We start from the raw sequence: 23,506 nt of genomic DNA, 5'->3' as shown, positions 1-23,506 counted from the left end.
CCCTAGGGTGTGGGGCCGTCGTGGGGCCGGACACCCAAGGTGAGGTGTCCGGCGTCGTACTTTTACTTGGTGACCTTGCCCATCAGGGATGCGACGGGGCGAAGGAAGAGTGGCTGGGCGAGGAACCAGGCGGCGGCCATGACCACCAGCGAGCCGGCGAAGATGCCGAAACCCCACCAGTTGACCACGTCGGAGGAGGTATACATGTGGTTCAGGTTGCGCAGGGCGCCGGTGGCTAGGACCAGGGTGACGTGCGCAATGATGAAGAGCACGAAGTACAGCATGACCGGGAAGTGGATGGCGCGGGCTGCCTGAATGGGGTAGATCTTGTTCAGCGTGGTGGCGTTTTTGGGCCAGGCGCCGGACATACGCAGGCCGGTGATGATGGCCAGGGGTGCGGCGATGAAGACGGTGATGAAGTAGGCCAAGAGCTGCAGGCCGTTGTAGTTGACCCAGCCATTGTCTGTGGGCCAGTTGAGCGAGAGGTACTGCAGGCCGGCCGAGATGGCGTTGGGGAAAACGTCCCAGCTGGTGGGGACAATGCGCATCCATTGGCCGGTAGCGAAGAGGGCCACGATGAAGATGGCGCCGTTGAGGACCCAGAGCGCGTCCAAGGTCAAGTGGAACCAGAGGTCCAGGCTGATCTTCGTGGGGTTGCCCTTGGTCTTGATGACGCCCTTGTTGTTGCGGATCCAGTGCGCGGCTGGGCGCTTGGTGGTGCGTACCTGCCAGCCGGAGCGGATGATGAGCAGGATCAAGAACATGTTGATGAAGTGCTGCCAACCCAGCCAAGCGGGGATTCCCACGGGGGCGTTGGCGGGCAGTTCCGAATGCCCCGGGTAGCTTTCCATGAAGTCTTTGACGCCGTCAAGGCCGGTCAGCCAGCGCGCTGCCAGAACGGCAATGGCGAACAAAATGACCAATCCGGCTGCAGAAACGCCGATTTTTGTCCACAGGCCTAGCGCTTTCCAGCGCTCGGTGATGCCGGCGGCCTGCTTATTCTTGGGGGTCGACATTCTTTTTGAATCCTCTTTCACGTGCTCCCAGGGGAGCAGCCGGGCGGTGTCGGCACCGCTTTGCAACAGTTACTGTTTGTAGCATTTATTTGTAGCAGTTTAGGGTGCGTTTCCATCCATTGTCCGTCATGGACCGCCACGTGCCCCGGCGGGGCTGCTGGTGGGGTCGCTTGCGGCGCCGCTGTTGGAGTAGCCGGGCACCCCGTAATGCGATTAGCGTTCGCGGGCCGCCAACGCTTCGATGAGCTGCGGTACAACGGTGAATACATCGCCAACAATCCCAAAGTCAGCCACATCGAAGATGGGTGAATCGCCGTCCTTGTTGATCGCCACAATGGTTTTGGCGGTCTGCATGCCGGCCCGGTGCTGGATGGCGCCGGAAATACCGAGGGCCACGTACAACTGCGGGGAAACGCTGACACCTGTTTGCCCCACCTGCGCATGCTGGTCCACGTACCCGGCATCGACGGCTGCACGGGAAGCGCCAATGGCTGCTCCGAGTGCGTCGGCCAACTCTTCTACCAGGACAAATTTTTCCTTGGACCCTAGACCTCGCCCGCCGGAGACAACGGTTTTGGCGCTGCGTAGTTCCGGGCGGCTGCTGGTTTCTGGAGCCTCGTTGACGGCGGTGATGTGGGCGCTCGGGACGGTGCCGCTCAGCGCGGTGGTCACGAGTTCCGCGGCACCGCCGGTCGCGTCTGTGGTTTCTGGAGCATTGCCTTCGATGGCACCCTGACGGATAGTGATGATGGGCAGCCCACCCTCCACCGTTGATTCCACGTCGTAAGCGCCACCAAAGATCGAGTGTCCGGCCACGATCCGCTCGCCACCCGCACCCGCTGAATCCAAACGCACTGATACTGCATCAACTAGCAGCGCGCCGCCCACCCGCACGGAGAGCCGTGCAGCTACTTCGCGCCCGTCCACCGAGTTGGCCGTCAACACTGCAGCTGGGGCATACGCCGCAACAGCCGCTTCGAGGGCCTCGACGGCGGGGCCGGTCAGCACCGATCCGGCACCCGGGCCAACGCCCTGGTACACCACAGCGGCACCGAGCTGTCCGAGTCTGGCGGAGGTGACGGCGTCGACCTCGGCAGTGGCAGCAACCACCGCAATAGGGGTGCCGAGCGAGGCGGCCGCGCTCAGCAATCCGCGCGCCGAAGGGGCAACATCGCCGGCGTGGGTGAGTTCAATGAGAGCAAGAATATTCGCCATGATGTGCCTTCCTAGACCAAGCGGTAATCGAAAAGGTAGCTGGCTAGTTGCGTGCCAGCAGTGCCGTCGTCTTCAATCTTTACCCCAGCCTCGCGGGCGGGACGCTCATTGTGCGAAACAACTACTGCATGCGCCGGAGTGGGTGCCACGTCAAGATCGTTGAGGGTGAGCGTGGTGACGGGCTTGCGCTTGGCCGTCAGAATGCCCTTAAAGTTCGGGAATCGGGCCTCTGCGGTCCGCTCCGTCACTGTCACCACGGCCGGCAATGCAGCGGTGACCTGCAGCGAGCCGCTGTCCCCTGATCGCTCGCCGCTCACGCTTCCACTACCAAGTTCGACGGCGGAGAGCCCACCTACCAGCGGCAAGCCCAGATGTTCGGCAATCATGGCCGGAACCACGCCGCCGCGGCCATCCGTTGACTCATTGCCTGCCACAATAACGTCGGCGCTGGTGCTCCTGAGGGCAGCGGCGAGAACCGCGGCGGTGCGTGCCGCATCGGAGCCAGCCAATCCGTCGTCGAGCACGTGAATACCGGAATCCGCGCCCATGGACAGAGCCTTGCGGATGGCCTTGGTGGCCTCATCCGGGCCCATGGCCAGCACCACGATTTCGGTGGATTTATCCGCATCCTTCACGCGCAATGCCACTTCGAGGGCGCGTTCGTTAATTTCATCGACCACGTTATCTGCGGCCTCGCGGTCCAGCCATCCGGTGTCCGGCGCGAGCGTGCGCTCCTGCGCGGTGTCCGGCACCTGTTTAATAAGTACGACGATCTTCATTGACTGCCCCTTCATGCTCAACGTGTTATGGGTCTCAGTTAGGACAATACTAGGTAGTACTAGTATTTACTAGGTATCCCAAGTAAATTGTTGTTTGCGTTCTATGCGACGCTTACTTCTGCTATTTCTTCTATTCGTTATCCGGCCCGAAAGGAGCTCGCATGGCTCCCGCCTCCCCGCTGCCGATGGATCCCATTGCCGAAGCCAAGCGGCAGTGGATCGCCCACGGATGGTCCGATGCCGCCGACGCTATGGCCGCCTTTTCCTCCGTCATGCGGACCCACCAGATCATGTACAGCCGGGTGGATGCCGTGCTGAAACCGCTGGGCCTTTCTTACGCTCGGCTCGAATTGTTGCGTCTGCTGTCCTTCACGCGCGACGGCGCCCTGCCGATGGCCAGTGCCAGCGCCCGCCTGCAGGTCCATCCAACATCCGTGACCAGTGTGGTGGATCGGCTGGAACGTGATGGGTTGGTGCGACGCGAAGCTCACCCAAGCGATGGCCGCGCAACGTTGGTGGTCCTCAGTGACACGGGTCGGGAGCTGGTAGAGGTAGCGACCGATGCCTTGAACAGCACCGTGTTCGCCAGACCGGGTATCCCGGCCGAAGATCTGCGGACCATGACGGCGATTATGGCCCGTTACCGGCGTGAATCGGGCGACTTCACCGAGCCCGTGCAATACCCCGACCCCCTCTAGACATCTGCAACGCGTCTGCAACGCTCTTACAACGCTAGGGCAGCAATGGTCACTTTTTCAGGAACGCTAGCGCTGCACTGGCCGGTGGCCCGGGCCCCGGTGAGATAACGTCCGCGAAAATCACACCACTGCTGCGCTAGCGTCCCGGACTTTTCAACCATTGCTGCGCTAGCGTCGGGAGGGGCGCTAGCGTCGGGAGGGGCGGGCCGGGGCGCCTCTGGACACGTTAACATCCACCATCTGGCCCTGCGTCGCAAGATACACCAAATGACTCGCTGTTTCTGCGAGCGCCAGGCGCAACGTGAAACCGCGCAGTGACTCGAATCCTCGGGACCAAGTCAATTCTTTGGAGATGTCCCAGACTGATGAGGCCGCACGGGAGTCCAATACAGCGATGACCTCCCGGGAACGTTCAAGGGTGTGCTCTGTCAACTCAGCAGCACGATCCATGAGCCCCAAGAATCGGTATTCATGAGCCGGCAACACCTCCATATCGGCGCCAGCACCCATAATTTCTAAAGATTTTAAGTAATCGCTCAACGGGTTCAGCTGGCTCTGGGCTTCCAGGGAAACGTGCGGGGTGATGCGCGGGAGCACATGGTCTCCGGTGAGAATGAGCTGGTTCGCCTCATCCACCAAACAGATATGGCCGGGGGTGTGCCCGGGCGTGGACAGCGCCCGCACCGTGAGTCCAGCGACCGGCAGCAGATCGCCATCGGCTAACCGGAATTGTGGCTCGGCAACCCTAGTCATCTGCGCCCAGTCGTCCGGATGGAAAGTGACCTCGTCGAGGTACTCAGCGGGCACACCCCAGGCTAGGAACTGCTCTCTGTCTTCGGTGACAAAGCGAGCAGGATTCTCGCGCCACTGCGCTGGGAGCGGCTCGTGCTCCCCCATGGCCACTGGAGCACCCGACGCTTCCCGAAGGCGTGCCGCCATACCTAAGTGGTCCGGGTGAAAGTGTGTGACAACAATGACCGTAATTTGTTGGGGAGCAACGCCAGCAACAGCCAGCCCTGCCGTGAGCATTTCCCAGCCCTCATCCGAATCCCACCCGGGATCAACAAGCGCAGCCTCCCCAGCTCCCACCAACAGATAACACAGGGTGTAACGCATCGGGTTGCCGGTGAAGGGGACGGGAATGGACCAGACACCGGGACGAATCTCCTCCACAGGCGGTATGACTTTGGCCTGCCAAGCCTGAAACTGCGCCGGGGCGCTAACGGTGATCATAATGTCCTCCAAGAGCTCAGAATGTTGGCAAAATCAGTGTCACCCTCGGGTTCCCTTACCGCGGAGGGCGTCCGAGAAAAACGGGGAGCCGGCGCCGCAGCTATGTGTCGCCCCGAACCCGACAGGGTGCCTCGAGCGCTCAGATGAGGGTTTTCGACAGCCTCTGCGTAGCTGAGCACAGGCGTCACGCACGCGTCTACGCCGTCGAACACGTCAGCCCAGTCATCCCGGCTCCGGGTGGCAAAGGCGCCAGCAAGTAGCTCGGTGAGGGCTGCCCACTGGTGCGGATCGTCGCGGTCAGGCAGCTCCGCCAGCGAGAGCCCCAGGCCGCCAATCAGCAAAGCGTAGAACTGCGGCTCAATGGCGCCAACAGCAACATGGCCGCCATCGGAGCAGGCGTACGTCCGGTAAAACGGTGCGGCACCATCGAGTAGATTCACGGCTCGAGTGTCACTCCACATCTTGACGGAGCGCAATTCCAAAATGATCTGTGAGAGCACGCTGACGCCATCCACCATGGCGGCGTCTACCACCTGGCCGTGCCCCGAGCGCTCGCGTTCCCACAACGCGGCCAAAATACCGGTCACCACAAACATGGAGCCGCCACCAAAATCGCCCACGAGGTTCATCGGTGGCAGGGGGGTTTCCGCTGGGCCCATGGCGTGCAGGGCCCCGGTCAGCGCGATGTAGTTGATATCGTGCCCGGCCCTCTGAGCCAAGGGCCCGTGCTGCCCCCATCCCGTCATCCGCCCATAGACCAAGCGCGGATTCAAAGCCAAGCATTCAGCAGGCCCCAACCCCAGCCGTTCGGTGGTTCCGGGCCGGAATCCCTCCAAGAAAACATCAGCTTCGGCCACCAGCTCACGTACCCCAGCCAGATCCGCGGGGTTCTTCAGGTTCGCACGGACAGTGGTGCGGCCACGCTGCAGGTGAGTGTCGACGTCGTACCCTCCCACGGGAGGTGCGGGCCCAACGATGCGCACCACCGTCGCTCCCATATCCGCCAGCATCATGGCAGCGTGCGGCGCCGGCCCCATGGCGGAAAGTTCCACCACCTTCAAACCCTGCAGCGGACCAGTCATGGGCTACCCCTGATCCTGCGCGTCCATGCAGCCCGGCAGTGAAGGGTGTAATCCTTGGGTGAGGTACATCAAAGGCTCCTTGAGAAAATAGACGTTAAATTTTAGAGTGGAAATTCCTAATGATTAGAGGCTATTTGCCAGTAAACACACCTTGGCGGCGCTCCCCCATTGCTGCCACGGCCTCCAACAGATCATCGCTGTGCAAGAATGCCGAGTTCCATAGCGCCACATGTCGCAGCCCGCGCGCTACCTGCTCTTCCCGGTCCTCATTCAGCACAGATTTGGTTCCGGCTACGGCCAGCGGGGAGTTCGCTGCGATCTCGCCCGCCATCTCCAGTGCCGCCGCCATGAGCTCTTCTTGGTCGGCAAAAACGTCATTGACCAGACCGATCTTCTCCGCGCGGACCGCCGTGATGTCCTTACCGATTAGCGCTAGTTCGCGCAAATGACCTTCACCGATGATGCCGCGCAGGCGCTGGAGACTTCCGACGTCGGCCACGATCGCCAGCCGCGCCTCCCGGACACTGAACTTGGCATCCGCTGAAGCGAGCCTGACATCGGCGGCACTGACCAGGTCAACTCCGCCACCAATGCACCAGCCGTGTATGGCCGCGATGACGGGCTTGCGGCACGCTGCCACAGCAGTGATGGCCGCCTGCAGCCGTCCTACCGTGGCCAGAAAATCGGCGCGCTGGGCGGCCTGTGCCAAGGTATCCGCGCTGAAGCTGTTCAGCCATTCGCCCAATACCTCCTGCACGTCCAAGCCTGTGCTGAAATGGTTTCCGGCCCCGGAGAGCACCACTGCCCGGACGCTACTATCGGCATCCAGCGCCGCGAAAATCTGGGGCAGCTCTTCCCAAAAGGCCAGCCCCATCATGTTGCCACGGCCGGGCCCCACCAGATGCACCAGCGCCACGCCTGGGCTGGGTGCCTGAGTCACAGTGAACGCCGTCCAGACTTGGGTGAATGCGGCGCCTCCCGTCATGCCTCCGTTGGCCTCTCGCGTTACGTCGTTGGCTCCGGCCGCGGCAACAGTGCTCATTTAGTACGTTTCGCCTTTCTCAGCCTTGGCTACCAGCGATGCCGGTGGCAGGAAATGATCGCCATAGTTGGCCGCCAGTTCACGGGAGCGGGCTACGAAACCTGCCGGACCGCCGCTGTACCCGTTGATGTACTGGAGCACGCCGCCGGTCCACGCGGGGAAACCAATCCCCAGGATGGAACCGATGTTGGCGTCTTGAACACTGCGCAGCACACCCTCGTCCAGACACTTGACGGTCTCGAGAGATTCAGCGAAGAGCATGCGCTCCTTCATGTCCTCGAATGGGATGTCCGCAGTACCGCCATAGTTTTCCTTCAAGCCTTCCCAGAGCCCGGTGCGGTGCCCGTCGGCGTAGATGTAGAACCCGGCACCAGCCAGTTTGCCCTTGCGATCGAACTCCTCGATCATGCGGTCCACCACGTCATAGCCGGCGTGGTGCTGGTACTTTTGCACACCGCCGTCGGCCTCCAGACCTTCCTTGGTTTCCTTCTGGATCTTGGATAACAGCGAAAGGTTCAACTCGTCCGCCAGCTGTAGCGGTGCCGCCGGATAACCGGCCTGCAGGCCCGCTTGCTCGATGGATGGGGCGGCAATGCCCTCGCCGAGCATCGCCATGGCCTCATTGATGAACGTTCCAATGACGCGGGAAGTGAAGAAACCCCGGGAATCGTTGACCACAATGGGGGTTTTGCGAATCTGCTGGGCGATGTCGAAGGCCTTGGCCAGGGTCTCGTCGGAGGTGTTTTTACCGGCGATGATTTCCAATAGCGGCATCTTATCTACGGGCGAGAAGAAGTGCAGACCAATGAAGTTCTCCTGGGCTTTCACGCCTTCTGCCAACGTGGTGATGGGCAGAGTGGAGGTGTTGGAACCAAGCACCGCATCCGCCCCGAGCAGGTCCTGGATCTCCTGAAACGCTGCCTGCTTGACGGCTACGTTTTCAAATACGGCCTCAATGACCAGATCAGCTCCGGCGAGATCACCGGCGTCAGCCGTGGGTGTGATCTTGGCCAGCAGCGCGTCCGCAGCTTCCTGGGTTTGCTGGCCGCGGGACACAGCCTTCTCGGTCAGCGTCTTGGAGTAGCTCTTGCCCCGCTCCGCCGCTTCCAAGGAGACATCCTTGAGCACTACGTCCATGCCACCGCGGGCACATATATAGGCGATGCCCGCGCCCATCATGCCGGCGCCGAGAACTGCCACCTTCTTCGCGGTGTACTTGTCGAACCCTTGCGGGCGGCTGCCTCCTGAGCTGATGTGGCTCATGTCGAAGAAGAACGCTTTGATCATGTTGGAGGAGACCGGCGCGGTCACCACCTCAACAAAGTAGCGCGACTCGATCTCAAACGCTGTGTCCACATCCACTTGGGTGCTCTCCACCGCCGCGGCCAAGATGGCCCGTGGCGCCGGGTAGTTGGCGCCCTTGAGCTGTTTGCGCAGATTCGCCGGGAAGGCTGGCAGGTTCGCGGCGAAGGCGGGCGTGGTGGGTGTGCCACCAGGAATGCGGTACTTGGGCGCGTCCCACGGCTGGATGGCGTCCGGGTTGGCTGCGATCCACGCCTTCGCCGCTGGGAGCAGTTCCGCAACCGTGTCAACTACCTCGTGGACCAGTCCCACCTCGAGAGCCTTGCGGGGCTTGTACTTTTGGCCCTGCAACAGCACCTTCATGGTGGCGTCGGCAATACCCATCAGGCGCACTGTGCGGACCACGCCGCCACCGCCGGGGAGCAGGCCCAGCGTCACTTCCGGCAGCCCAATGACTGAGCCGCGTGTATCTGCGGCAATGCGGTGATGAGTGGCGAGGGCAATTTCCAACCCTCCGCCCAGCGCTGCGCCGTTGATGGCGGAGACCACTGGTTTGCCGAGCGTTTCCAAGATGCGCAGCTGTCCCTTGATCTTCTGCCCCAGCTCAAAAACCTTTTGCGCATCCTCCGGCGTGGACGTGATGAGATCCTTCAAGTCCCCTCCAGCAAAGAAGGTCTTCTTGGCCGAGGCAAGCACGACGCCGGTGATGGTCTCCTTCTCTGCCACGAGACGCTCTAGGGTGGCCTGCATGGAGGCTATGTAGTCACTGTTCATGGTGTTGGCCGACTGGTTGGGGTCATCCAACGTCAAGATGACAACACCATCGGAGTCTTGTTCCCAGCGGATGGTGTTGGTGTAGTTCATGGTTTCCTCGCTCATCGCTTTAGACCCTTTCAATCAACGTTGCCACGCCCATGCCGCCACCAATACACAAGGTCACCACGGCCCTGCGCTTGTCGGTGCGTTCCAACTCATCCAGCACCGTGCCCAGAATCATGGCTCCGGTGGCTCCCAATGGGTGGCCCATGGCAATGGCGCCACCGTTGACGTTGAGCTTCTCCTGCGGAATTCCCAAGTCCTTTTGGTATTTCAGGACGACGGAAGCGAAGGCCTCGTTGATTTCAAACAAGTCAATGTCCGCCACGGTCAGCCCGGCGGTTTTCAGCAATTTCTCGGTAGCTGGTGTGGGGCCGGTGAGCATGATGGTGGGGTCGGCCCCCGAGGTGGCCGTGGCTACGATCCGGGCGCGCGGCTTCAGTCCCAGCTGCTCACCCACCGCAGCACTACCCACCAAAACCAGGGCAGCGCCGTCGACAATTCCTGAGGAGTTCGCGGCGGTGTGGACATGATCAATCTTCTCCACGGCATGGAACTTCTGGAGTGCCACGGCGTCAAAGCCGCCAGCCTCACCCATGGCAGCGAAAGCAGGCCGCAGACCGGCCTGGCTCTCTGGCGTGGATTCGGGGCGCATATGCTCATCGTGGTCCAAGATCACCAGACCGTTTTGGTCCTTGACTGGGATCACTGACTTGGCAAAGCGGCCCTCTTGCCAGGCCTGCGCTGCCAGCTTCTGCGAGCGCACGGCGTAGGCATCGACGTCCACACGGCTGAAGCCTTCCATGGTGGCAATGAGGTCGGCTCCCACACCCTGCGGTACAAAATAGGAATCGTAATTGGTGGCCGGGTCCATGGCCCAGGCGCCGCCGTCGGAGCCAATGGGCACGCGGGACATGGACTCCACGCCTCCGGCGATGATGAGCTGGTCCCAGCCTGAGCGGACTTTTTGGGCGGCCATGTTGACGGCTTCCAGTCCGGAGGCGCAGAAGCGGTTGATCTGCACACCGCCCACGGTGTCTGGCAGTCCCGCGGCAAGGACCGCGGTGCGGGCAATGACGGCGCCTTGATCGCCTACGGGCGAAACCACGCCCAGAATCAGATCGTCTATGAGGTCTTCATCGATGCCGGGGTTCCGTTCGCGGAGGGCATTGATCAGTCCCACCACAAGATCGATCGGTTTGGTTCCATGCAGGGAGCCTTTTTTGCCGCGTCCTCGCGGGGTCCGAATGGCGTCGTAGACAAATGCTTCAGGTACAGCTTGTTCGCTCACGTGAGCTTCCCTTCCATGGTCATCGCACCCGCAGCGTTGCGGGCGGACGGTTGGCAGAACAGTTTTGATGGTGCGCGCTGATGGGGTGAGTGTAGGAGCGTAATGGATTCAAGCCCGTTGAGAGCGGGAGCGTTTTCAATCCTGCAACGGGCAGACCTGATAGGGATGGAGATGGTTGTTGACTTACCGCCAATCGTGCAGGACTATTGACACCGTGTCAATAGGTGGCGCGAGTCTTAACTTTCCGTTCATGAAAGCGATGGTCATGACAGCTGAAATCACCCTTCCCTACACGGCCATCACCTACGTCATTGCCGAGCGCATCGCCACGATTTCCCTCAACCGCAGGGAATCCCGCAACGGTTACACCCTGAGAATGGCGCACGAACTCGAACACGCCTTTCTAGCGGCCGACGCTGACCCCGCCGTGCACGTTGCCATCTTCACCAGTGTGGGCAAGGACTTTTCCGTTGGCGCGGACCTGAGCGCTGGCGCCTTTGACGTGTCACCCACCGATGCAGGAGCCGACTGGCAAGAACCGGCCGGGCGCTGCTCCAAAACTATTTTCGGCATGAACAAGCCTGTCATCGCGGCCCTGCGGGGCGTCAGTGTGGGCGGCGGCCTGACCATCACCTTGTCCTGCGACTTCCGGCTTGCGTCCACTGATTCCCGTTTTTCCTTCCCGTTCAGCCGCCGCGGCATCTTCCCGGAAGGCGCCTCGGTCTGGTACTTGCCGCGTCTGGTGGGCGTTTCCCGCGCCACTGACTGGATGCTGACGGGCAGACTTTTTGGCGCCCAAGAAGCGCTCGACGCCGGACTCGTCACCTCCCTGCATGAACCGGACGACGTGCTTGACGCTGCCTATGCCTTGGCCCGGGACCTCATTGCCAACACCTCCGCCGTCTCCACGGCTGTGATCCGGCAAATGCTCAATCGGCTCTCCGGGTTGGACTCACCACTACCCGTGCACAGCATTGATTCCCGGCTGATCGCCGAACTCCCCGGACACCTCGATGCCGTGGAGGGCGTGCAGTCTTTTCTGGAGAAACGTCAGCCGCACTTCCCCTTGTCCGTGCCGGAAGGTCTGCCGCAGTGGCTCCCTTGGCTCGAGAGTCCCCTCGTAGAGACAGACTCCACACCATGAGCAGCTCAAGCCCAGCCCCGCACCCCACCGCCGCTTCCGCAGCGCAGGAGGTGGCCGGCGTCGAACGTTCAGAGGAGCCGCGCAGACAACGGCTCAACCCGGATGAACGGCGTCAGCAGATTTTCCTTTGCGCGCAACAACTTTTCAATGAGCGAGCGTACGAGGATGTTTCGGCAACCGATATTGCGGCTGCGGCGGGGGTGGCGCGCGGGCTGATCAATCATTATTTTGGCAACAAACGCGGGCTGTACCTGGAAGTCATCAAGGTTAGCTCCACGGTATCCGAGGTAGTCGTCTCGGAGCTTCCGGAGGGCCCTGCTGAGAAACGGATTGATGTGGCGGTGGCTTGGTTCCTGGATTCCCTGGAGCAATCCGGGGCGTCGTGGCTCTCTTTTGGTGGCGGCAGCATGGGCCGGGATCCTGACTTAGAGCAGATCTTGATCGCAGCGGAGAACGACTCCATCGAGCTGCTCATCCAAGCCTGTGGATTCGCTGGACGCACGCAAGACAGGGAGCAGATCCGCGCTATTTTCCGGATCTATGCGCAGTTGGCTCGCAGCGGCGGACGCGAATGGCTGCTGCGCAAGACCTTGACCCGGCGGCAAGTCCATACGCTGCTGGCCAGTTCCTTGAAGGTCATCGTCGAAGAAGTCATCCCAGCCATCTAAGAACGCCTCACCTTCACCTCCTTCACCTCCTTCAGACGCTAGCGCAGCAATGGCTGGTTTTCGCGCGACGCTAGCGCGATGCGGCACAGCGCTTCCGTTCGGAACCACCGCGCAATGCGTCTTGGCCAGCAGATTGAGTGGTCCGCAGTGATCCCCAGTGGTCCGCAGTGATCCAGCATCAACTCTGCGGGCGGGTCGACAGCGTAGACCGAAAAACACTCAGGAACGGGCCAGCAGGAGCTCTTCATCAACCATGGTCCACCCCGTGAGCTCCCGGCTGCTGATGATGAGAATCGTGCGGCGGCATCAGCTTGTCGCCCGGAAACCACAGGCGCCGGATCATCTCACCCCATCCAAGACACCGGTAGCGGCAGCAGTAGCAGGAGTGGTTCCGGGCCAAGGCGTCGGCGTGATTCGCTCTGAGCCATTTGGGTCCATATTCAGGGGCGGGCTCAGCGTCAGAATGTGCGAATTCATATCCTCAAGCAGGTGCGGCCGAGCAACCCTGGACCACATGAAGCTGCCACGCACATTGACATCGGCAATGAGCTCGTTCGGATCGGGCGAAACTTCCAGATTCCTGCCCGTTGAGAGCACACAGGCGGTATGAGGGACACTGCAGATCCTGCCAGAACGTACCACTGCGCGCCTCGCCGAGCGGGCCATGGTGGCAACGTCGTGGCCATCACCCAACGCAGCCACGACTAGTCCGCTGTCTACCTCAATGCCAGAAGCACCCAATGAAGGGTGCCTTCAAGTCGCGGGCCAAGGGTGCCTTCCTCGGCAATGAGCACCACGCGGGCGCCGTCACGGGCAGCCGCTCACCGCCGTCGTGCGTCACAAATCATTGGATCAACCTCTCACGCCCCCTTCAGTTCGGTGTACGCAGATCGCTCTCGAAAAATTCTCCACGGCCCATTGCGCAGCGGTTCGGGCACATTTTGATGGACGACGACGGTCGGCCCACTTGGGCTCTCGCCGCCTGGCCTGCGAAACTCAACGCCGTGACAGTCGCTGAAAATTCCTCATGGCACCCTTCGAGGGGGTCCTGTCACGGATAGGATAATTTCAATGCCATTGGGGCATTGGACTGGCAGGATCGAAACGGAAACATCATGAGTGCTTCAACGGGAAGTCCGGCCTCCGCACCGACTCCAAAGTCATCGGGAACCAAGGTTTTGATCAGTTTGGCGGCCGCCGTCATCGTGTTAATCGGTCTCGGCCGCATTTCCTCGATTGTGGGTCCTGTCTTCTTGGCGCTTGTGCTGACCATCTGCGTCTATCCGGTCAAACAACGACTCCTGCTGCGGGGATTCCCCCCTGTACTGGCGGGCATGGTCAGCATCCTCTCTGTCTACGCAATGATCGGTGCGCTGGTGGCATCACTCTGGGTATCGGCCGTTCAACTTACCCGGCTTTTGCCACAATTTGCGCCCCAAATTACGGAATTGCGTGCCGATCTACGGAATTTTCTGCACGACAACCTCGGCATTGGCGACGATCAGGTTCGCGCCATTGTGGACTCCGTTGACCTGCGAGTTTTGATCGACACAGCCTACAACTTACTGGGCAGCGCCATAAACCTGGGTTCAGGGCTCGTGTTCTTGCTGCTGCTAGTCATGTTCATGAGCATCGACGCCACCTACTTCCCCACGATTCTTGACGCAGTGAAAGAAAAGCGTGCCCCGGTGGTGGAGGCACTGACTAACTTCGCAAGACTTTCCCGTTCCTTCATGATCATGACCACCATCTTCGGCGCCATCGTGGCCGCTCTGAACCTCGCCCTGCTGCTGATCCTCGGAGTCCCGGGCGCAGGGTTGTGGGCACTGTTGTCCTTTGTGTGCGGTTTCATTCCTTTCATTGGCTTTTGGATCAGCCTTGTTCCAGCCGCCATCATGGCTCTTCTGGCCGGCGGGCTACCCACCTTCATAGGCGTGGTGGCCTTCTACGGGGTCATCAACTCTCTGATCCAGTCCATCATCCAGCCCAAATTTGTCTCTGGTTCGGTGAACCTGAACATGACATTGACGTTCTTGTCGGTCATTTTCTGGTCGGCTCTTTTGGGCCCACTCGGTGCTTTGATGGCCGTCCCGCTTACCCTCTTTGCCCGGGCAATCTTGATTGATTCGCATCCCCAAGCGGCCTGGCTGCGCCCATTCATTGGAGACATCGGCGAATCCAAGGCGATGCTGGCTAGCCAACGGGCGCAGGCCAAAGCCGCCAAGGCCAAAGCCGCCAAGGTGTCCAAAGGATTCAAAAAAGCCGGCCAAGTGAGCTAGCGTCGCCCAAAAGCCGCCACTACTGCACTAGCGTTCCCGAAAAAGCCGCCACTGCTGCACTAGCGTCGGAGGGGTGGGGCCGCTATTGGAGGTTGGAGGTCAGTCTCGCCGCGCTGTCCCAGAACTTTTCCCACGCCGGTCGCTTGACCCAATCGGTGAGTTCCAGCTCGCGGCTATTGGCCCGGTAGCCGTCCTCAATCACACGCAATTGCTGCACAAAGGACTCGCTGTGGATCAGCACCGAGATCTCCATGTTCAGCGAGAATGAACGCACGTCCATATTCGAGGACCCAATAACGGCCACATCCGAGTCGATGCTGAAGTGCTTGGAGTGCAACACCTCCGGCGCCTTGTACAGATAAATCTTCACACCGGCCCGCAGCAGCGCCTCATAGTAGGAACGCTGCGCGTGATAAACCATGGCCTGATCGCCAATCTCGGAGACAAACAGCTCCACCGACAGCCCGCGTCCAGCGGCCGTGATGATGGCCATCAGCACCGAATCCTCGGGCACAAAGTAGGGGCTGGTGATGCTGACCCGCTCCGTGGCCTGATGAATCATGGCCACAAACAGCTTGAGATTATTGTCATTTTCAAAGCTCGGCCCACTGGGCACCACCTGCGCATCCACCAGATACTCAGCGGGATCCACCACCACCGGTGAGGTATCCAGCTCCAGCAGCACGTCGGTTTCGCTATACCAATCGGTCACAAATACGGCGTCGAGCTCCCTAACGGCGGGCCCGTGCATACGCATCATCAACTCGTGCCAGCGCAGCCCGCGCGCAATGTTTTTCTTCTTGTTATAACTCTCGTGCACCAGATTTTGCGAACCCGTGAAGCCCACAGCCCCGTCAATCACCACCAATTTGCGGTGGTTGCGCAGATCAATGCGCTGCCAATGACCCTTCCACGGGCGCAACGGCAGCATCGCATGGTACTCGGCCCCCATGTCAGAGAGTCGGGCCAGCGTTTCCTTCCGCCCCGGGTTCATGAGCGCGGCCAGATGATCGCTGAGCACACGCACTCGCACTCCCCTCGCCACCGCCCGAGCTAGCGCATCGAAGAAGACTTTAGTGACGTCGTCGTGCACCAGGATGTAAAACTCCACGTGCACATAATGCTGTGCTCGATCAATTTCCGCCGCCATCGCCGCGATGGAACCGTGGTAATCCGGGAGAAGTTCGACGTCGTTGCCTCCCACCATAGGCAGCGCACCGAGCGCACTGTTGAGAGTCACCAGGCCGGGCAGGCCGGGGGGCCACTCCTCCTTGTGGCTGAGCTGATCGAACCCCTCAGTGCGTTCCAGGATGAGCTCGTTAACATATTTCTGCTTGTCACGGCGGGCGGCGGGCAGGCGCGAGAAGCCCACCAGCATGAACGCCACGAACCCTATATAGGGGATGAAAATGATGGTCAGCATCCAAGCGATGGCCGTAGCTGGGCGGCGCCGGGCAGAAATATATGCAACGGCGATGGCGCCGAGGATGATGTGGCCGGCAAGCAACAGCCAGGCGAGCACTTCCGGGTGGATCATCGTGGGGTGGTTCCGCTCTGTAATGGCTGATGAACGACGCAGGCGGCGGAGGGCTCGTGGGGAGTCCTTCGCCGCCTGTTCTTGATCCTAGCTAGTGGATCGGCCGCCATGCCTTAGGGCTTGGTGTAATTGAGGATGAATTCGCTCAGCAACCGGGTACCAAAGCCCGTGGCGCCGATGGGGCGCCAGGAATCATTAGAATCGCTCTTCATGGTGCCGGCGATGTCCAAATGCGCCCAGGGCGTCCCTTTGACGAACTCGGCTAGGAACAGTCCGGCAGTGATGGCACCGGCCGTGGGGCCACCCATATTGGAGATGTCAGCAGTGTCAGAGTCCAGCTGCTTGCGGTACCGGGTTTCCAACGGGAGTTGCCAGATGGACTCGCCCGTTGCGGCGCCGGCCCTCTTGATCTGCTCTACAAGTGCCTGATCGTTGCCAATCACGGCACCGACCAGGGTTCCTAGTGCAGCCATCGCAGCGCCGGTCAGCGTGGCAGCATCAACAATGGCGTCAGGGGCTTCTTCCATGGCCAAGCTGAGTGCATCCATCATGACCAAGCGGCCTTCAGCATCGGTATTCTTGACCTCCACCGTGGTGCCGTTGCGTGCCGTGAGGACGTCGCCAAGCTTGGTGGCTGTCCCGGAGGGCATATTGTCGGTGCAGACCAGCCACGCGCTGACCGCGGCTGTGGCACCCAAGTCCCGCAGACCCGTCATAGCTGCCATGACGGCACCGGATCCGGCCATGTCCATCTTCATGGCAAGGTGCATGGGGTCCGAGGGTTTGAGGCTGATGCCTCCGGAGTCGTACATGATGCCCTTGCCCACCAACGCCAAATGAGCTGTGGGTTCACCCGCCGGGACGTAGCGCAGCACAATCAGCCGCGGTTCCTCGAAGCTGCCAGCGTTAACGCCCAACAGGCCCCCGCAGCCCATCTCAATGAGCTCGTCCAAGCCGTACGTCTCAACGCTTAGACCGAAGGAGGGTCCCTGCTCGGAAGCAAAGTCCGCATATTCGGCGGCTGTCAGGTGGCCGGGCGGGTTATTTGCGAGGTCGCGGGCAAGCGCGGCCGAACGGGCCAGAACTTTGCCGCGGGCCGCACCGGCTTCTGCTCCCTCGCCGGCACCAACAATCTCAAAGCTGGCAACAGCAACCGTCTTGGGATCACTCTTGAGCGCGTCAAAACGGTACCGGGCCAGCAGCGCGCCCTCTATGGATGCCTGTGCGGCAGCTTCGGCGCCAACGCGATGGCCTGCCGGCAGCACGAGCGAAAGCTTTTCGTGACGGGCAGCGGCGGCGGCAAACGCTGCGGCGCCGTCGCGCAACTCATCCACGGTGCGCACGACACCGCTTCCGGCACCCACGGCGATGACCGCCGTGGAACCTTCACGGACAAGCACCAAAGACTGGCCGGCTGCCCCGGTGAATCCAGCGGACGCCAAGGAGTCCCGGTCTAGTCCTACCTCCTCCGGAACGTCACCATCAGTGGAGACGTAATATCCGACGGCGCTTGCCCCACCACCGGGTGCGGACGCGGCACTAACGGATGGGTCAAGACGGAGGGAAGGAGCCGGATCGTAGGATTCCGGGATGAGCTTGATGGGTGTATGTGCCATGCGTAGCGAACCTTTCAAAGAGGTGAAACGGTTAGGCTAGGGCCTTTGCCTTGAGCTGTGCGTATTCAGCGTCGTTGATGACGCCAGAGTCCAGCAAGTTCTTGGCCGATGAAATCTGGTCCGCCGGGCTTTGACTTCCAGCTACGCGGCGGAAATATTCCTCGGTCTGCGCCTGTGCGCTCGAGGCCACCTTGGCATTCCGCTCGGACATGCCAGCTCCGCGGACAATGATGTAAATCAGCGCAGAGATATAGGGCGTCACCAGAAGAAAGAAGATCCAGATTGCCTTGAAGACGCCGGACAGCGTTTGGTCACGGAAGATATCGGCCACAATTTGAAACAGGAGGATCAAATAGGCCAAGAACAAGAACGCAATGGTAATTGACCAAAAAACTTCGAAGAACTGCATTATTAACTCCAGTTGATTCAGTTATTAACGCCAACCAACGGTGGCGTTGTAGGACCACCACGCTGGCCTTAGGCGTAATTATGGGACCTAATTAGCAGTCCACTGTGGTTTTCAGTCAGAAATTATGCTCAGGATCTACACACGAAGAATACCGCTTCAGCATTGTTCAAGCCACTGTTTTTAACTAATCTTTGCCTATGAGTGAAATAGCCGTAATGCTGACAATTCTGACAATCACGATTGTCATATTTATCTGGAATAAAATCCCTGTCGAAATCGTAGCCATTGGTGTGGCCTTGCTACTCTTCGCCACGGGAATCATCAACGTCGATGAAACATTTTCTGGATTTGGCTCCCAGACTGTCATCCTCATCGCCGCCCTCTTTGTGGTGGCCGAGGCCATTGACGCCGCTGGCATCACCACCTGGATGGGCGGATTACTGGTCCGCTTTGCCGGCGAAAGCAGACCACGGCTCACCGCGTTGATTATGCTCTTTACGGCTTTGCTCACAGCCATCATTAGCGTCAATGGCGCCGTCGCTGCGCTGCTGCCCATGGTGGTGGTGTTGGCCGTACGCTTGGGTCGGGAACCTGGACAGCTGCTCATGCCTATGGCCTTTGCGGCCCACGCTGGCTCTCTGCTCGTATTGACCGGATCCCCCGTCAACATCCTGATCCTTGAGGCAGCCATCGATTCCACCGGCAAAGGAATTGGCTTCTTTGAGTTTGCCCTGGTGGGGATGCCACTGCTCATCGGTACCATCCTGATTGCCATCTACCTCGGCCCCAAACTACTGCCGCAACGGACCCCCGAGGACAGGCCCAAGGATCTCAGCGAGCACTCTCGCGTGTTACTGCGCCAGTACTGGCCCGATGAACACGGACTTGCTCGCCTGCTCATCCCGGCTGGCAGCATCCATGTGGACCGACCAATTGTTGGAGTGCTGCCTGCCATTCGTGGCGGAGTTCACCTGATCAGCGTCCAGAGTGCTACTGGGAAGCCAGCCACAGGGGAGACGCTCGACGCCGGCAATTACCTGGTGGTGCGCGGCACGGCCACTGACATTGCAGATTTCGCCGTTAAACACGAGATGACGGTGGAGGCTGCCGATGACAATGTGATTGCTTGCGGTTTAATCAGTAAATCCTTTGGTGTCGCCGAAGTGCTGGTGGCACCACGTTCAAATCTCATTGGCACTAATGTCTATCCAGGCATGGTCACCGAGAGCGGCTCGCTGGTGGTGCTGGCCCACCAGCGAGCAGGTAAAGCTGCCGCCGCCAATGTGCCCGATGGCCAAGTAAGCAGCGTCAAGGCCGGAGACACCCTTCTCTTGCAAGGTGGCTGGCAGGAGCTGGACCAGCACACTCGGGACCACAACGTCCTGCTGGTGGACTCCCCCGATGCCATTCGTCGCCAAACCGTTCCGCTAGGTTCAGGAGCCGTCCCGGCCTTAATCATCTTGGCCGCCATGGTGGTCCTGATGACCACCAACATCGTCCCGACGGCCGTAGCGGCTCTTCTGGCAACCATGGCCATGGTTCTGACTAGGGTGGTCACCATTGGCCAAGCGCACCGCTCAATGGCATGGCAAACCCTGATCTTGGTGGCCGGAATGATTCCCCTATCTGCCGCGATCACCAAGACAGGCACGGCAAAATTGCTGGCAGACGGGATTGTCACGCTGACCGGAGGTGGGAGTCCGTATCTGCTGCTCATTGGTATCTTCGTTGTCACAGCCGTCATGGGGCAGCTGATCAGCAACACTGCAACGGCCCTGATTATTATCCCGATCGCTTTGTCGGTGGCCACGGAGTCGGGGCTTTCACCGCTCACTGTACTGATGTGTGTCAGTGTGGCGTCATCCGCGGCCCTACTCACACCCATTGCCACTCCGGCGAACATGATGATCATGCGCCCTGCAGGTTACAAGTTTGGCGACTACTGGAAGTTCGGCTTGGTCATCATGGCGCTCTACGTAGCCGTTGCGGTGTTCTTGGTCCCGGTGTTCTGGCCGTTCTAGTCCCCACCCGCTCCCCAATCTGGTACCTCGCGGGCCCGTCGCGGGCGTGGGCCCACCACCGGAAAACAGAAAACCCCCAGCCTATAAGGCTGGGGGTTTTCTTGTGGAGTTGCGGGGACAGGATTTGAACCTGTGACCTCCGGGTTATGAGCCCGGCGAGCTACCGAACTGCTCCACCCCGCGATGTGTTTATTACTTTACCGGCCATTCACCAGCAGGCCAAACTGAAAGCACGTGACGTTCATCTCCTGCGGCAACTGTGTGCCCATCCGCGCTCACGAGGGTAGTCGTAAGGCCCGGTCACTGTGAGGTGACCGGGCCTTACGACTACCGCTGATAACGCGTTATCTAGCTAACGACGCCGGAACTATGGTGCCGCGCTAGGACTAGGTGTGGCTGTGGGCGCCGGGGTGGAAGGCGTTGCCGGGGCACCTTCAGCTGCGACGGCGGCTGCGATAGCCGCTTCCAGCTTCTTCTGAGACTCGCCGTAAGCGGTGAAATCACCCTTGGCGAGAGCAGCCTGTCCTTCATTGATGGCTGCGCTGGCGTCCTGAAGCGCCTTGGCAAGCGCTGGATTGGTACTCGTTCCGGACGGTGCAGGGCTTCCCGGCTCAGACACAGCTGCGTCAGGAATCTTCTCCACGTTGGCATCACCGGCTGCGGCACCGGAGTCACCGCCAAAGAGATCATCCAGAGCCTCATCCAAGGTGGCTGCGAAACCAATCTTGTTACCAAAAGCCACCAACACGCGCTGCAGCGTCGGGAAGGACGTCGCACCCTTTGATTGCAGGTAGACGGGCTGGACGTACAACAGACCGCCACCCACAGGCAGGGTGAGCAGGTTTCCGTTCTTCAGCTCGGACTGGCCAAGCGTCAGAATATTCAGCTGATCAGAGACCCTCGGATCGGTTCGGAAGGTGTTTTGCACCTGGCCGGGACCTGGTACCTGGGTTTCCACCGGCAACTCAAGCAACTGCAGTTTCCCATAGTCAGGACTCTTAACGCCCTTGACGTTTCCGGCATCACCATTAGCTGCCATAAACCCGTACAAGACGTTGCGAGAGTCGGTTCCGGCCACTTCCTGGGGAATGAAGTTCGTGGTCAACGAGAAGGCTGCCTTCTCGGCGCCGGGCATCTTCAAGGACAGGTAGTACGGCGGCTGCTTGTCAGTGGCCGCGGTGGTGGGGTCATCCGGGACGGACCATGCTTCGGTGTTCTGGAAGAACTTGTCCGGATCAGTCACGTGGTACTGGCCCAGCAGCTCACGCTGTACCTTGAAGATATCTTCCGGGTAACGTACGTGAGACATGACGTCCCCGGACATTTCCGTGTACGGCTTGATGGTGCTTGGGAAGATTTTCTGCCAGGACTTCAGGATCGGGTCCTCAGTGTCCCACGCAAATAGGTCAACGGAACCGTCGTAAGCATCCACAGTGGCCTTGACCGAGTTGCGGATGTAATTCACAGAAGCATTGGGGAGCGGAGCCATCCCATTGGTGGCCGTTAGAGAGTCCGTAGTGGCTTCTTGCAACTGCTGCTGCTGTGAATAGGGGTAGTAGGAGCTGGTGGTGTAGCCATCAACAATCCACTTGACCTTGCCATCAACAATGGCCGGGTACGGGTTTCCATCAATGGTCAGGTACGGCGCAACCTTGGCCACACGTTCTTCGGGCGTTCGGTCGTAGAGGATCTGAGACTTGCTGTTGACACCGTTGGTCAGCAACAGGTCCGTCGACTGGAACTTCAGCGCGTACATGACCCTGTTGAACCAGTTGCCCACGCTGGGCCCACCGTTGCCGGTGAAGGTCGTCAGAGATTCCGATTCGGCTTTCTCATCTGCTGTTCCGGTGGTGCCCTGCGGGCGATCCAGCTCAATGGGTGCGGTGCCCTCTTCAGCACCTACGAGGGAGTATTCAGTCATGGACTGGCCGAAGTAAATCCGCGGCTGGTAGCTGGAGTCCGTTCCCAGCACACCTGTGGAGGGCACACCCGACTGCATGAATTCCGGCTTGCCATCGGCTGTCACGGTGTTGCCATAGGCAGCCACCATGCCGTAGCCGTGGGTGTAAACCAAATGCTGGTTGTACCAATTCTGCTGAGCTGGGTTCAACCCGTCGGGGTTCAACTCACGCACAGCAATCACCGCATCTTGAACTTCGCCGTCAACGGTGTAACGGTCAACATTGAGAGTCTTGGGGAACTCGTAGTACGGGCGGTACTGCTCTAGCTCTCGGAAGGTGGCTGAGAGTAGATTCGGGTCGAGCAGACGGATGTTAGCCGCAGTGTCGGCGTCCTGACGCAGAGCGCCGGCTTCCGCCGTCGTGGTTGCGTTGTAAGGGGTGACTTCCATATCCGAGAGTCCGTAAGCCTGGCGAGTCATCTCAATGTTGCGCTGAATGAACTCAGCTTCCACATTTCCCTGCGAGGGCTTGACCTGCCATGCCTGGATGGCCATGGGGTACAGACCGCCAGCAACAATTGCGGTGACGACTAGCATGCCCGCACCAATCAGGGGCAGTTTCCACTTGCCAATGAATGCGGCCACAATGAACAAAATAGCCACGATGATAGCGGCCGCGGCCAAAATAGCTTTGGTGGGGATGACGGCGTTGACGTCGGTGAACATGGCCCCAGCACGGAACCCGCTGTTGTCTTGCAGTGTGGCGTAGCGGCCCAGCCAGAAGTTTGCAGCTAGCAGCAACAGGAAGACGCCGGCGAGAATGGCGATGTGGATTTGCGCGCCGCGCGTGGTGAAGATGCCGCGTTCAGTTAACCGGATGGCACCGTATAGGTAATGGGTCAGCACTCCGGCGATGAAAGCTATCACCACAGCGCTGATGAGCATGCCCACCAAGAAGCCCAGGAACGGCAGGGTGTTGGTGTAGAAGCTAACGTCCAGCCCGAATTCGGGGTCAGTTGAACCGAAAGGAACACGGTAGAGGAACAGCATCACCTTTTCCCATTGGGCCATAGCTGCTGTGCCGGCAAACAAACCAAAAATGATCGGAACACCAAGCATCACCACTCGGCGGATCGGTTCCAGCTGCATCTGATAACGGTTGAGGTTGTCCTCATGTGCGTTGTCGGGGGCATAAATGGGGCGCGCCTTATAAGCGGCCCGAATGGAGAAGTACACACCCACTGCCATGATGAGGAAGCCAGCAATGAATATCAGGATCTTGGCAATGCGTTCGGTCCAGAAAACCTCGGAAAAGCCAATCTGGTTGTACCAGAGCAGATCCGTGTAGGCCCCCGAAAAGATCAGCACTGCGACCACAAGCACCGCCACGACAATGATGGTGGGCATCAATGCGCTACGTCGCTTGGGCCGGATGGTATTGCTCGGCGGCGGGGCTGG

Annotated in this window: 18 protein-coding genes and 1 tRNA gene; 5 read left to right on the top strand and 14 right to left on the bottom strand. The window is 60.1% G+C overall.

The genetic code is table 11. The features are described from left to right. Window positions 1–62: 62 nt before the first annotated feature. The 3 genes from ACX80D_RS02300 to ACX80D_RS02290 all read right to left on the bottom strand — a co-directional run bounded on the left by ACX80D_RS02300 (window position 63) and on the right by ACX80D_RS02290 (window position 3,010). The gene (locus ACX80D_RS02300) at window positions 63–1,016 is read right to left on the bottom strand and encodes a cytochrome b/b6 domain-containing protein (RefSeq protein WP_459320955.1); all 954 of its coding nucleotides are present in this window, start codon (window positions 1,014–1,016) and stop codon (window positions 63–65) included. A gap of 213 nt (window positions 1,017–1,229) precedes the next feature. Further along, entirely contained in the window at window positions 1,230–2,231 is a 1,002-nt protein-coding gene (locus tag ACX80D_RS02295; protein ID WP_459320953.1) for an electron transfer flavoprotein subunit alpha/FixB family protein, read from the bottom strand. 11 nt (window positions 2,232–2,242) lie between these two features. Continuing rightward, window positions 2,243–3,010: an electron transfer flavoprotein subunit beta/FixA family protein gene (locus tag ACX80D_RS02290; protein ID WP_459320952.1), complete on the bottom strand. Its 768-nt coding sequence runs from the start codon at window positions 3,008–3,010 to the stop codon at window positions 2,243–2,245. A 161-nt stretch (window positions 3,011–3,171) separates the two neighbouring features. Between ACX80D_RS02290 and ACX80D_RS02285 the strand changes: the two genes are divergently transcribed. Beyond that, a complete protein-coding gene (locus ACX80D_RS02285) occupies window positions 3,172–3,708 on the top strand; it encodes a MarR family winged helix-turn-helix transcriptional regulator (protein WP_459320951.1) in 537 nt (178 codons plus the stop codon). Between the two features lie 186 nt (window positions 3,709–3,894). On the opposite strand, the gene ACX80D_RS02280 is transcribed toward ACX80D_RS02285, so the two are convergent. From ACX80D_RS02280 to ACX80D_RS02260, 5 genes are all read right to left on the bottom strand, one after another. Beyond that, complete coding sequence (locus tag ACX80D_RS02280) at window positions 3,895–4,941, bottom strand: MBL fold metallo-hydrolase (protein WP_459320950.1); 1,047 nt, start codon at window positions 4,939–4,941, stop codon at window positions 3,895–3,897. Next, window positions 4,938–6,023, bottom strand: a complete 1,086-nt coding sequence (locus tag ACX80D_RS02275; RefSeq protein WP_459320949.1) for a CaiB/BaiF CoA transferase family protein — start codon at window positions 6,021–6,023, stop codon at window positions 4,938–4,940. Before ACX80D_RS02275 ends, ACX80D_RS02280 begins: the two co-directional genes overlap by 4 nt. A 130-nt stretch (window positions 6,024–6,153) precedes the next feature. Beyond that, the gene (locus ACX80D_RS02270) at window positions 6,154–7,065 is read right to left on the bottom strand and encodes a crotonase/enoyl-CoA hydratase family protein (protein WP_459320947.1); all 912 of its coding nucleotides are present in this window, start codon (window positions 7,063–7,065) and stop codon (window positions 6,154–6,156) included. Further along, window positions 7,066–9,246 carry a 3-hydroxyacyl-CoA dehydrogenase NAD-binding domain-containing protein gene (locus tag ACX80D_RS02265; protein ID WP_459320946.1) on the bottom strand — a complete coding sequence of 727 codons (2,181 nt, stop codon included), beginning with the start codon at window positions 9,244–9,246 and terminating at the stop codon, window positions 7,066–7,068. 4 nt (window positions 9,247–9,250) lie between these two features. Next, window positions 9,251–10,474 carry an acetyl-CoA C-acetyltransferase gene (locus ACX80D_RS02260; protein ID WP_459320944.1) on the bottom strand — a complete coding sequence of 408 codons (1,224 nt, stop codon included), beginning with the start codon at window positions 10,472–10,474 and terminating at the stop codon, window positions 9,251–9,253. A gap of 265 nt (window positions 10,475–10,739) precedes the next feature. Between ACX80D_RS02260 and ACX80D_RS02255 the strand changes: the two genes are divergently transcribed. Then, on the top strand, window positions 10,740–11,618 hold the full coding sequence (locus tag ACX80D_RS02255; protein WP_459320943.1) for an enoyl-CoA hydratase-related protein: 879 nt from the start codon (window positions 10,740–10,742) through the stop codon (window positions 11,616–11,618). Beyond that, a complete protein-coding gene (locus ACX80D_RS02250) occupies window positions 11,615–12,286 on the top strand; it encodes a TetR/AcrR family transcriptional regulator (RefSeq protein WP_459320942.1) in 672 nt (223 codons plus the stop codon). Before ACX80D_RS02255 ends, ACX80D_RS02250 begins: the two co-directional genes overlap by 4 nt. Before the next feature lie 339 nt (window positions 12,287–12,625). Here ACX80D_RS02250 and ACX80D_RS02245 read toward each other — a convergent pair whose 3' ends face one another. Next, window positions 12,626–13,027 carry a Rossmann-fold NAD(P)-binding domain-containing protein gene (locus ACX80D_RS02245; protein ID WP_459320941.1) on the bottom strand — a complete coding sequence of 134 codons (402 nt, stop codon included), beginning with the start codon at window positions 13,025–13,027 and terminating at the stop codon, window positions 12,626–12,628. Window positions 13,028–13,401: 374 nt separating this feature from the next. Between ACX80D_RS02245 and ACX80D_RS02240 the strand changes: the two genes are divergently transcribed. Then, window positions 13,402–14,565, top strand: a complete 1,164-nt coding sequence (locus ACX80D_RS02240; RefSeq protein WP_459320939.1) for an AI-2E family transporter — start codon at window positions 13,402–13,404, stop codon at window positions 14,563–14,565. A gap of 82 nt (window positions 14,566–14,647) precedes the next feature. Here the strand turns inward: ACX80D_RS02240 and cls are convergent, their stop codons facing one another. The 3 genes from cls to ACX80D_RS02225 all read right to left on the bottom strand — a co-directional run bounded on the left by cls (window position 14,648) and on the right by ACX80D_RS02225 (window position 18,127). Continuing rightward, on the bottom strand, window positions 14,648–16,102 hold the full coding sequence (gene cls / locus ACX80D_RS02235) for a cardiolipin synthase (RefSeq protein ID WP_459320938.1): 1,455 nt from the start codon (window positions 16,100–16,102) through the stop codon (window positions 14,648–14,650). A 113-nt stretch (window positions 16,103–16,215) separates the two neighbouring features. Beyond that, window positions 16,216–17,718, bottom strand: coding sequence for a leucyl aminopeptidase family protein (locus ACX80D_RS02230; protein ID WP_459320937.1), 1,503 nt, complete (start codon window positions 17,716–17,718; stop codon window positions 16,216–16,218). Window positions 17,719–17,749: 31 nt separating this feature from the next. Beyond that, on the bottom strand, window positions 17,750–18,127 hold the full coding sequence (locus tag ACX80D_RS02225) for an SHOCT domain-containing protein (RefSeq protein WP_459320936.1): 378 nt from the start codon (window positions 18,125–18,127) through the stop codon (window positions 17,750–17,752). A gap of 197 nt (window positions 18,128–18,324) precedes the next feature. Between ACX80D_RS02225 and ACX80D_RS02220 the strand changes: the two genes are divergently transcribed. Further along, complete coding sequence (locus ACX80D_RS02220; protein WP_459320935.1) at window positions 18,325–20,148, top strand: SLC13 family permease; 1,824 nt, start codon at window positions 18,325–18,327, stop codon at window positions 20,146–20,148. Between the two features lie 109 nt (window positions 20,149–20,257). Here ACX80D_RS02220 and ACX80D_RS02215 read toward each other — a convergent pair. Both ACX80D_RS02215 and ACX80D_RS02210 read right to left on the bottom strand, forming a co-directional pair. Next, window positions 20,258–20,331, bottom strand: a tRNA-Met gene (locus tag ACX80D_RS02215). A gap of 184 nt (window positions 20,332–20,515) precedes the next feature. Next, window positions 20,516–23,455, bottom strand: a complete 2,940-nt coding sequence (locus ACX80D_RS02210; protein ID WP_459321136.1) for a UPF0182 family membrane protein — start codon at window positions 23,453–23,455, stop codon at window positions 20,516–20,518. Window positions 23,456–23,506: the final 51 nt, after the last annotated feature.

The sequence above is a fragment of the Arthrobacter sp. Sr24 genome (assembly GCF_054511175.1).
The sequence above is the reverse complement of the archived record's forward strand: the minus strand, read 5'-3'. Positions and strand labels throughout refer to the sequence as shown.

What these genes read in the sequence shown, in the direction of transcription:
- ACX80D_RS02225 (WP_459320936.1), bottom strand. Translation starts at nt 18,127, where the DNA reads ATGCAGTTCTTCGAAGTTTTTTGGTCAATTACCATTGCGTTCTTGTTC.
- ACX80D_RS02285 (WP_459320951.1), top strand. Translation starts at nt 3,172, where the DNA reads ATGGCTCCCGCCTCCCCGCTGCCGATGGATCCCATTGCCGAAGCCAAG.
- ACX80D_RS02255 (WP_459320943.1), top strand. Translation starts at nt 10,740, where the DNA reads ATGACAGCTGAAATCACCCTTCCCTACACGGCCATCACCTACGTCATT.
- cls (WP_459320938.1), bottom strand. Translation starts at nt 16,102, where the DNA reads ATGATCCACCCGGAAGTGCTCGCCTGGCTGTTGCTTGCCGGCCACATC.
- ACX80D_RS02250 (WP_459320942.1), top strand. Translation starts at nt 11,615, where the DNA reads ATGAGCAGCTCAAGCCCAGCCCCGCACCCCACCGCCGCTTCCGCAGCG.
- ACX80D_RS02220 (WP_459320935.1), top strand. Translation starts at nt 18,325, where the DNA reads ATGAGTGAAATAGCCGTAATGCTGACAATTCTGACAATCACGATTGTC.
- ACX80D_RS02210 (WP_459321136.1), bottom strand. Translation starts at nt 23,455, where the DNA reads ATGCCCACCATCATTGTCGTGGCGGTGCTTGTGGTCGCAGTGCTGATC.
- ACX80D_RS02300 (WP_459320955.1), bottom strand. Translation starts at nt 1,016, where the DNA reads ATGTCGACCCCCAAGAATAAGCAGGCCGCCGGCATCACCGAGCGCTGG.
- ACX80D_RS02295 (WP_459320953.1), bottom strand. Translation starts at nt 2,231, where the DNA reads ATGGCGAATATTCTTGCTCTCATTGAACTCACCCACGCCGGCGATGTT.
- ACX80D_RS02290 (WP_459320952.1), bottom strand. Translation starts at nt 3,010, where the DNA reads ATGAAGATCGTCGTACTTATTAAACAGGTGCCGGACACCGCGCAGGAG.
- ACX80D_RS02240 (WP_459320939.1), top strand. Translation starts at nt 13,402, where the DNA reads ATGAGTGCTTCAACGGGAAGTCCGGCCTCCGCACCGACTCCAAAGTCA.
- ACX80D_RS02275 (WP_459320949.1), bottom strand. Translation starts at nt 6,023, where the DNA reads ATGACTGGTCCGCTGCAGGGTTTGAAGGTGGTGGAACTTTCCGCCATG.
- ACX80D_RS02230 (WP_459320937.1), bottom strand. Translation starts at nt 17,718, where the DNA reads ATGGCACATACACCCATCAAGCTCATCCCGGAATCCTACGATCCGGCT.
- ACX80D_RS02265 (WP_459320946.1), bottom strand. Translation starts at nt 9,246, where the DNA reads ATGAGCGAGGAAACCATGAACTACACCAACACCATCCGCTGGGAACAA.
- ACX80D_RS02280 (WP_459320950.1), bottom strand. Translation starts at nt 4,941, where the DNA reads ATGATCACCGTTAGCGCCCCGGCGCAGTTTCAGGCTTGGCAGGCCAAA.
- ACX80D_RS02270 (WP_459320947.1), bottom strand. Translation starts at nt 7,065, where the DNA reads ATGAGCACTGTTGCCGCGGCCGGAGCCAACGACGTAACGCGAGAGGCC.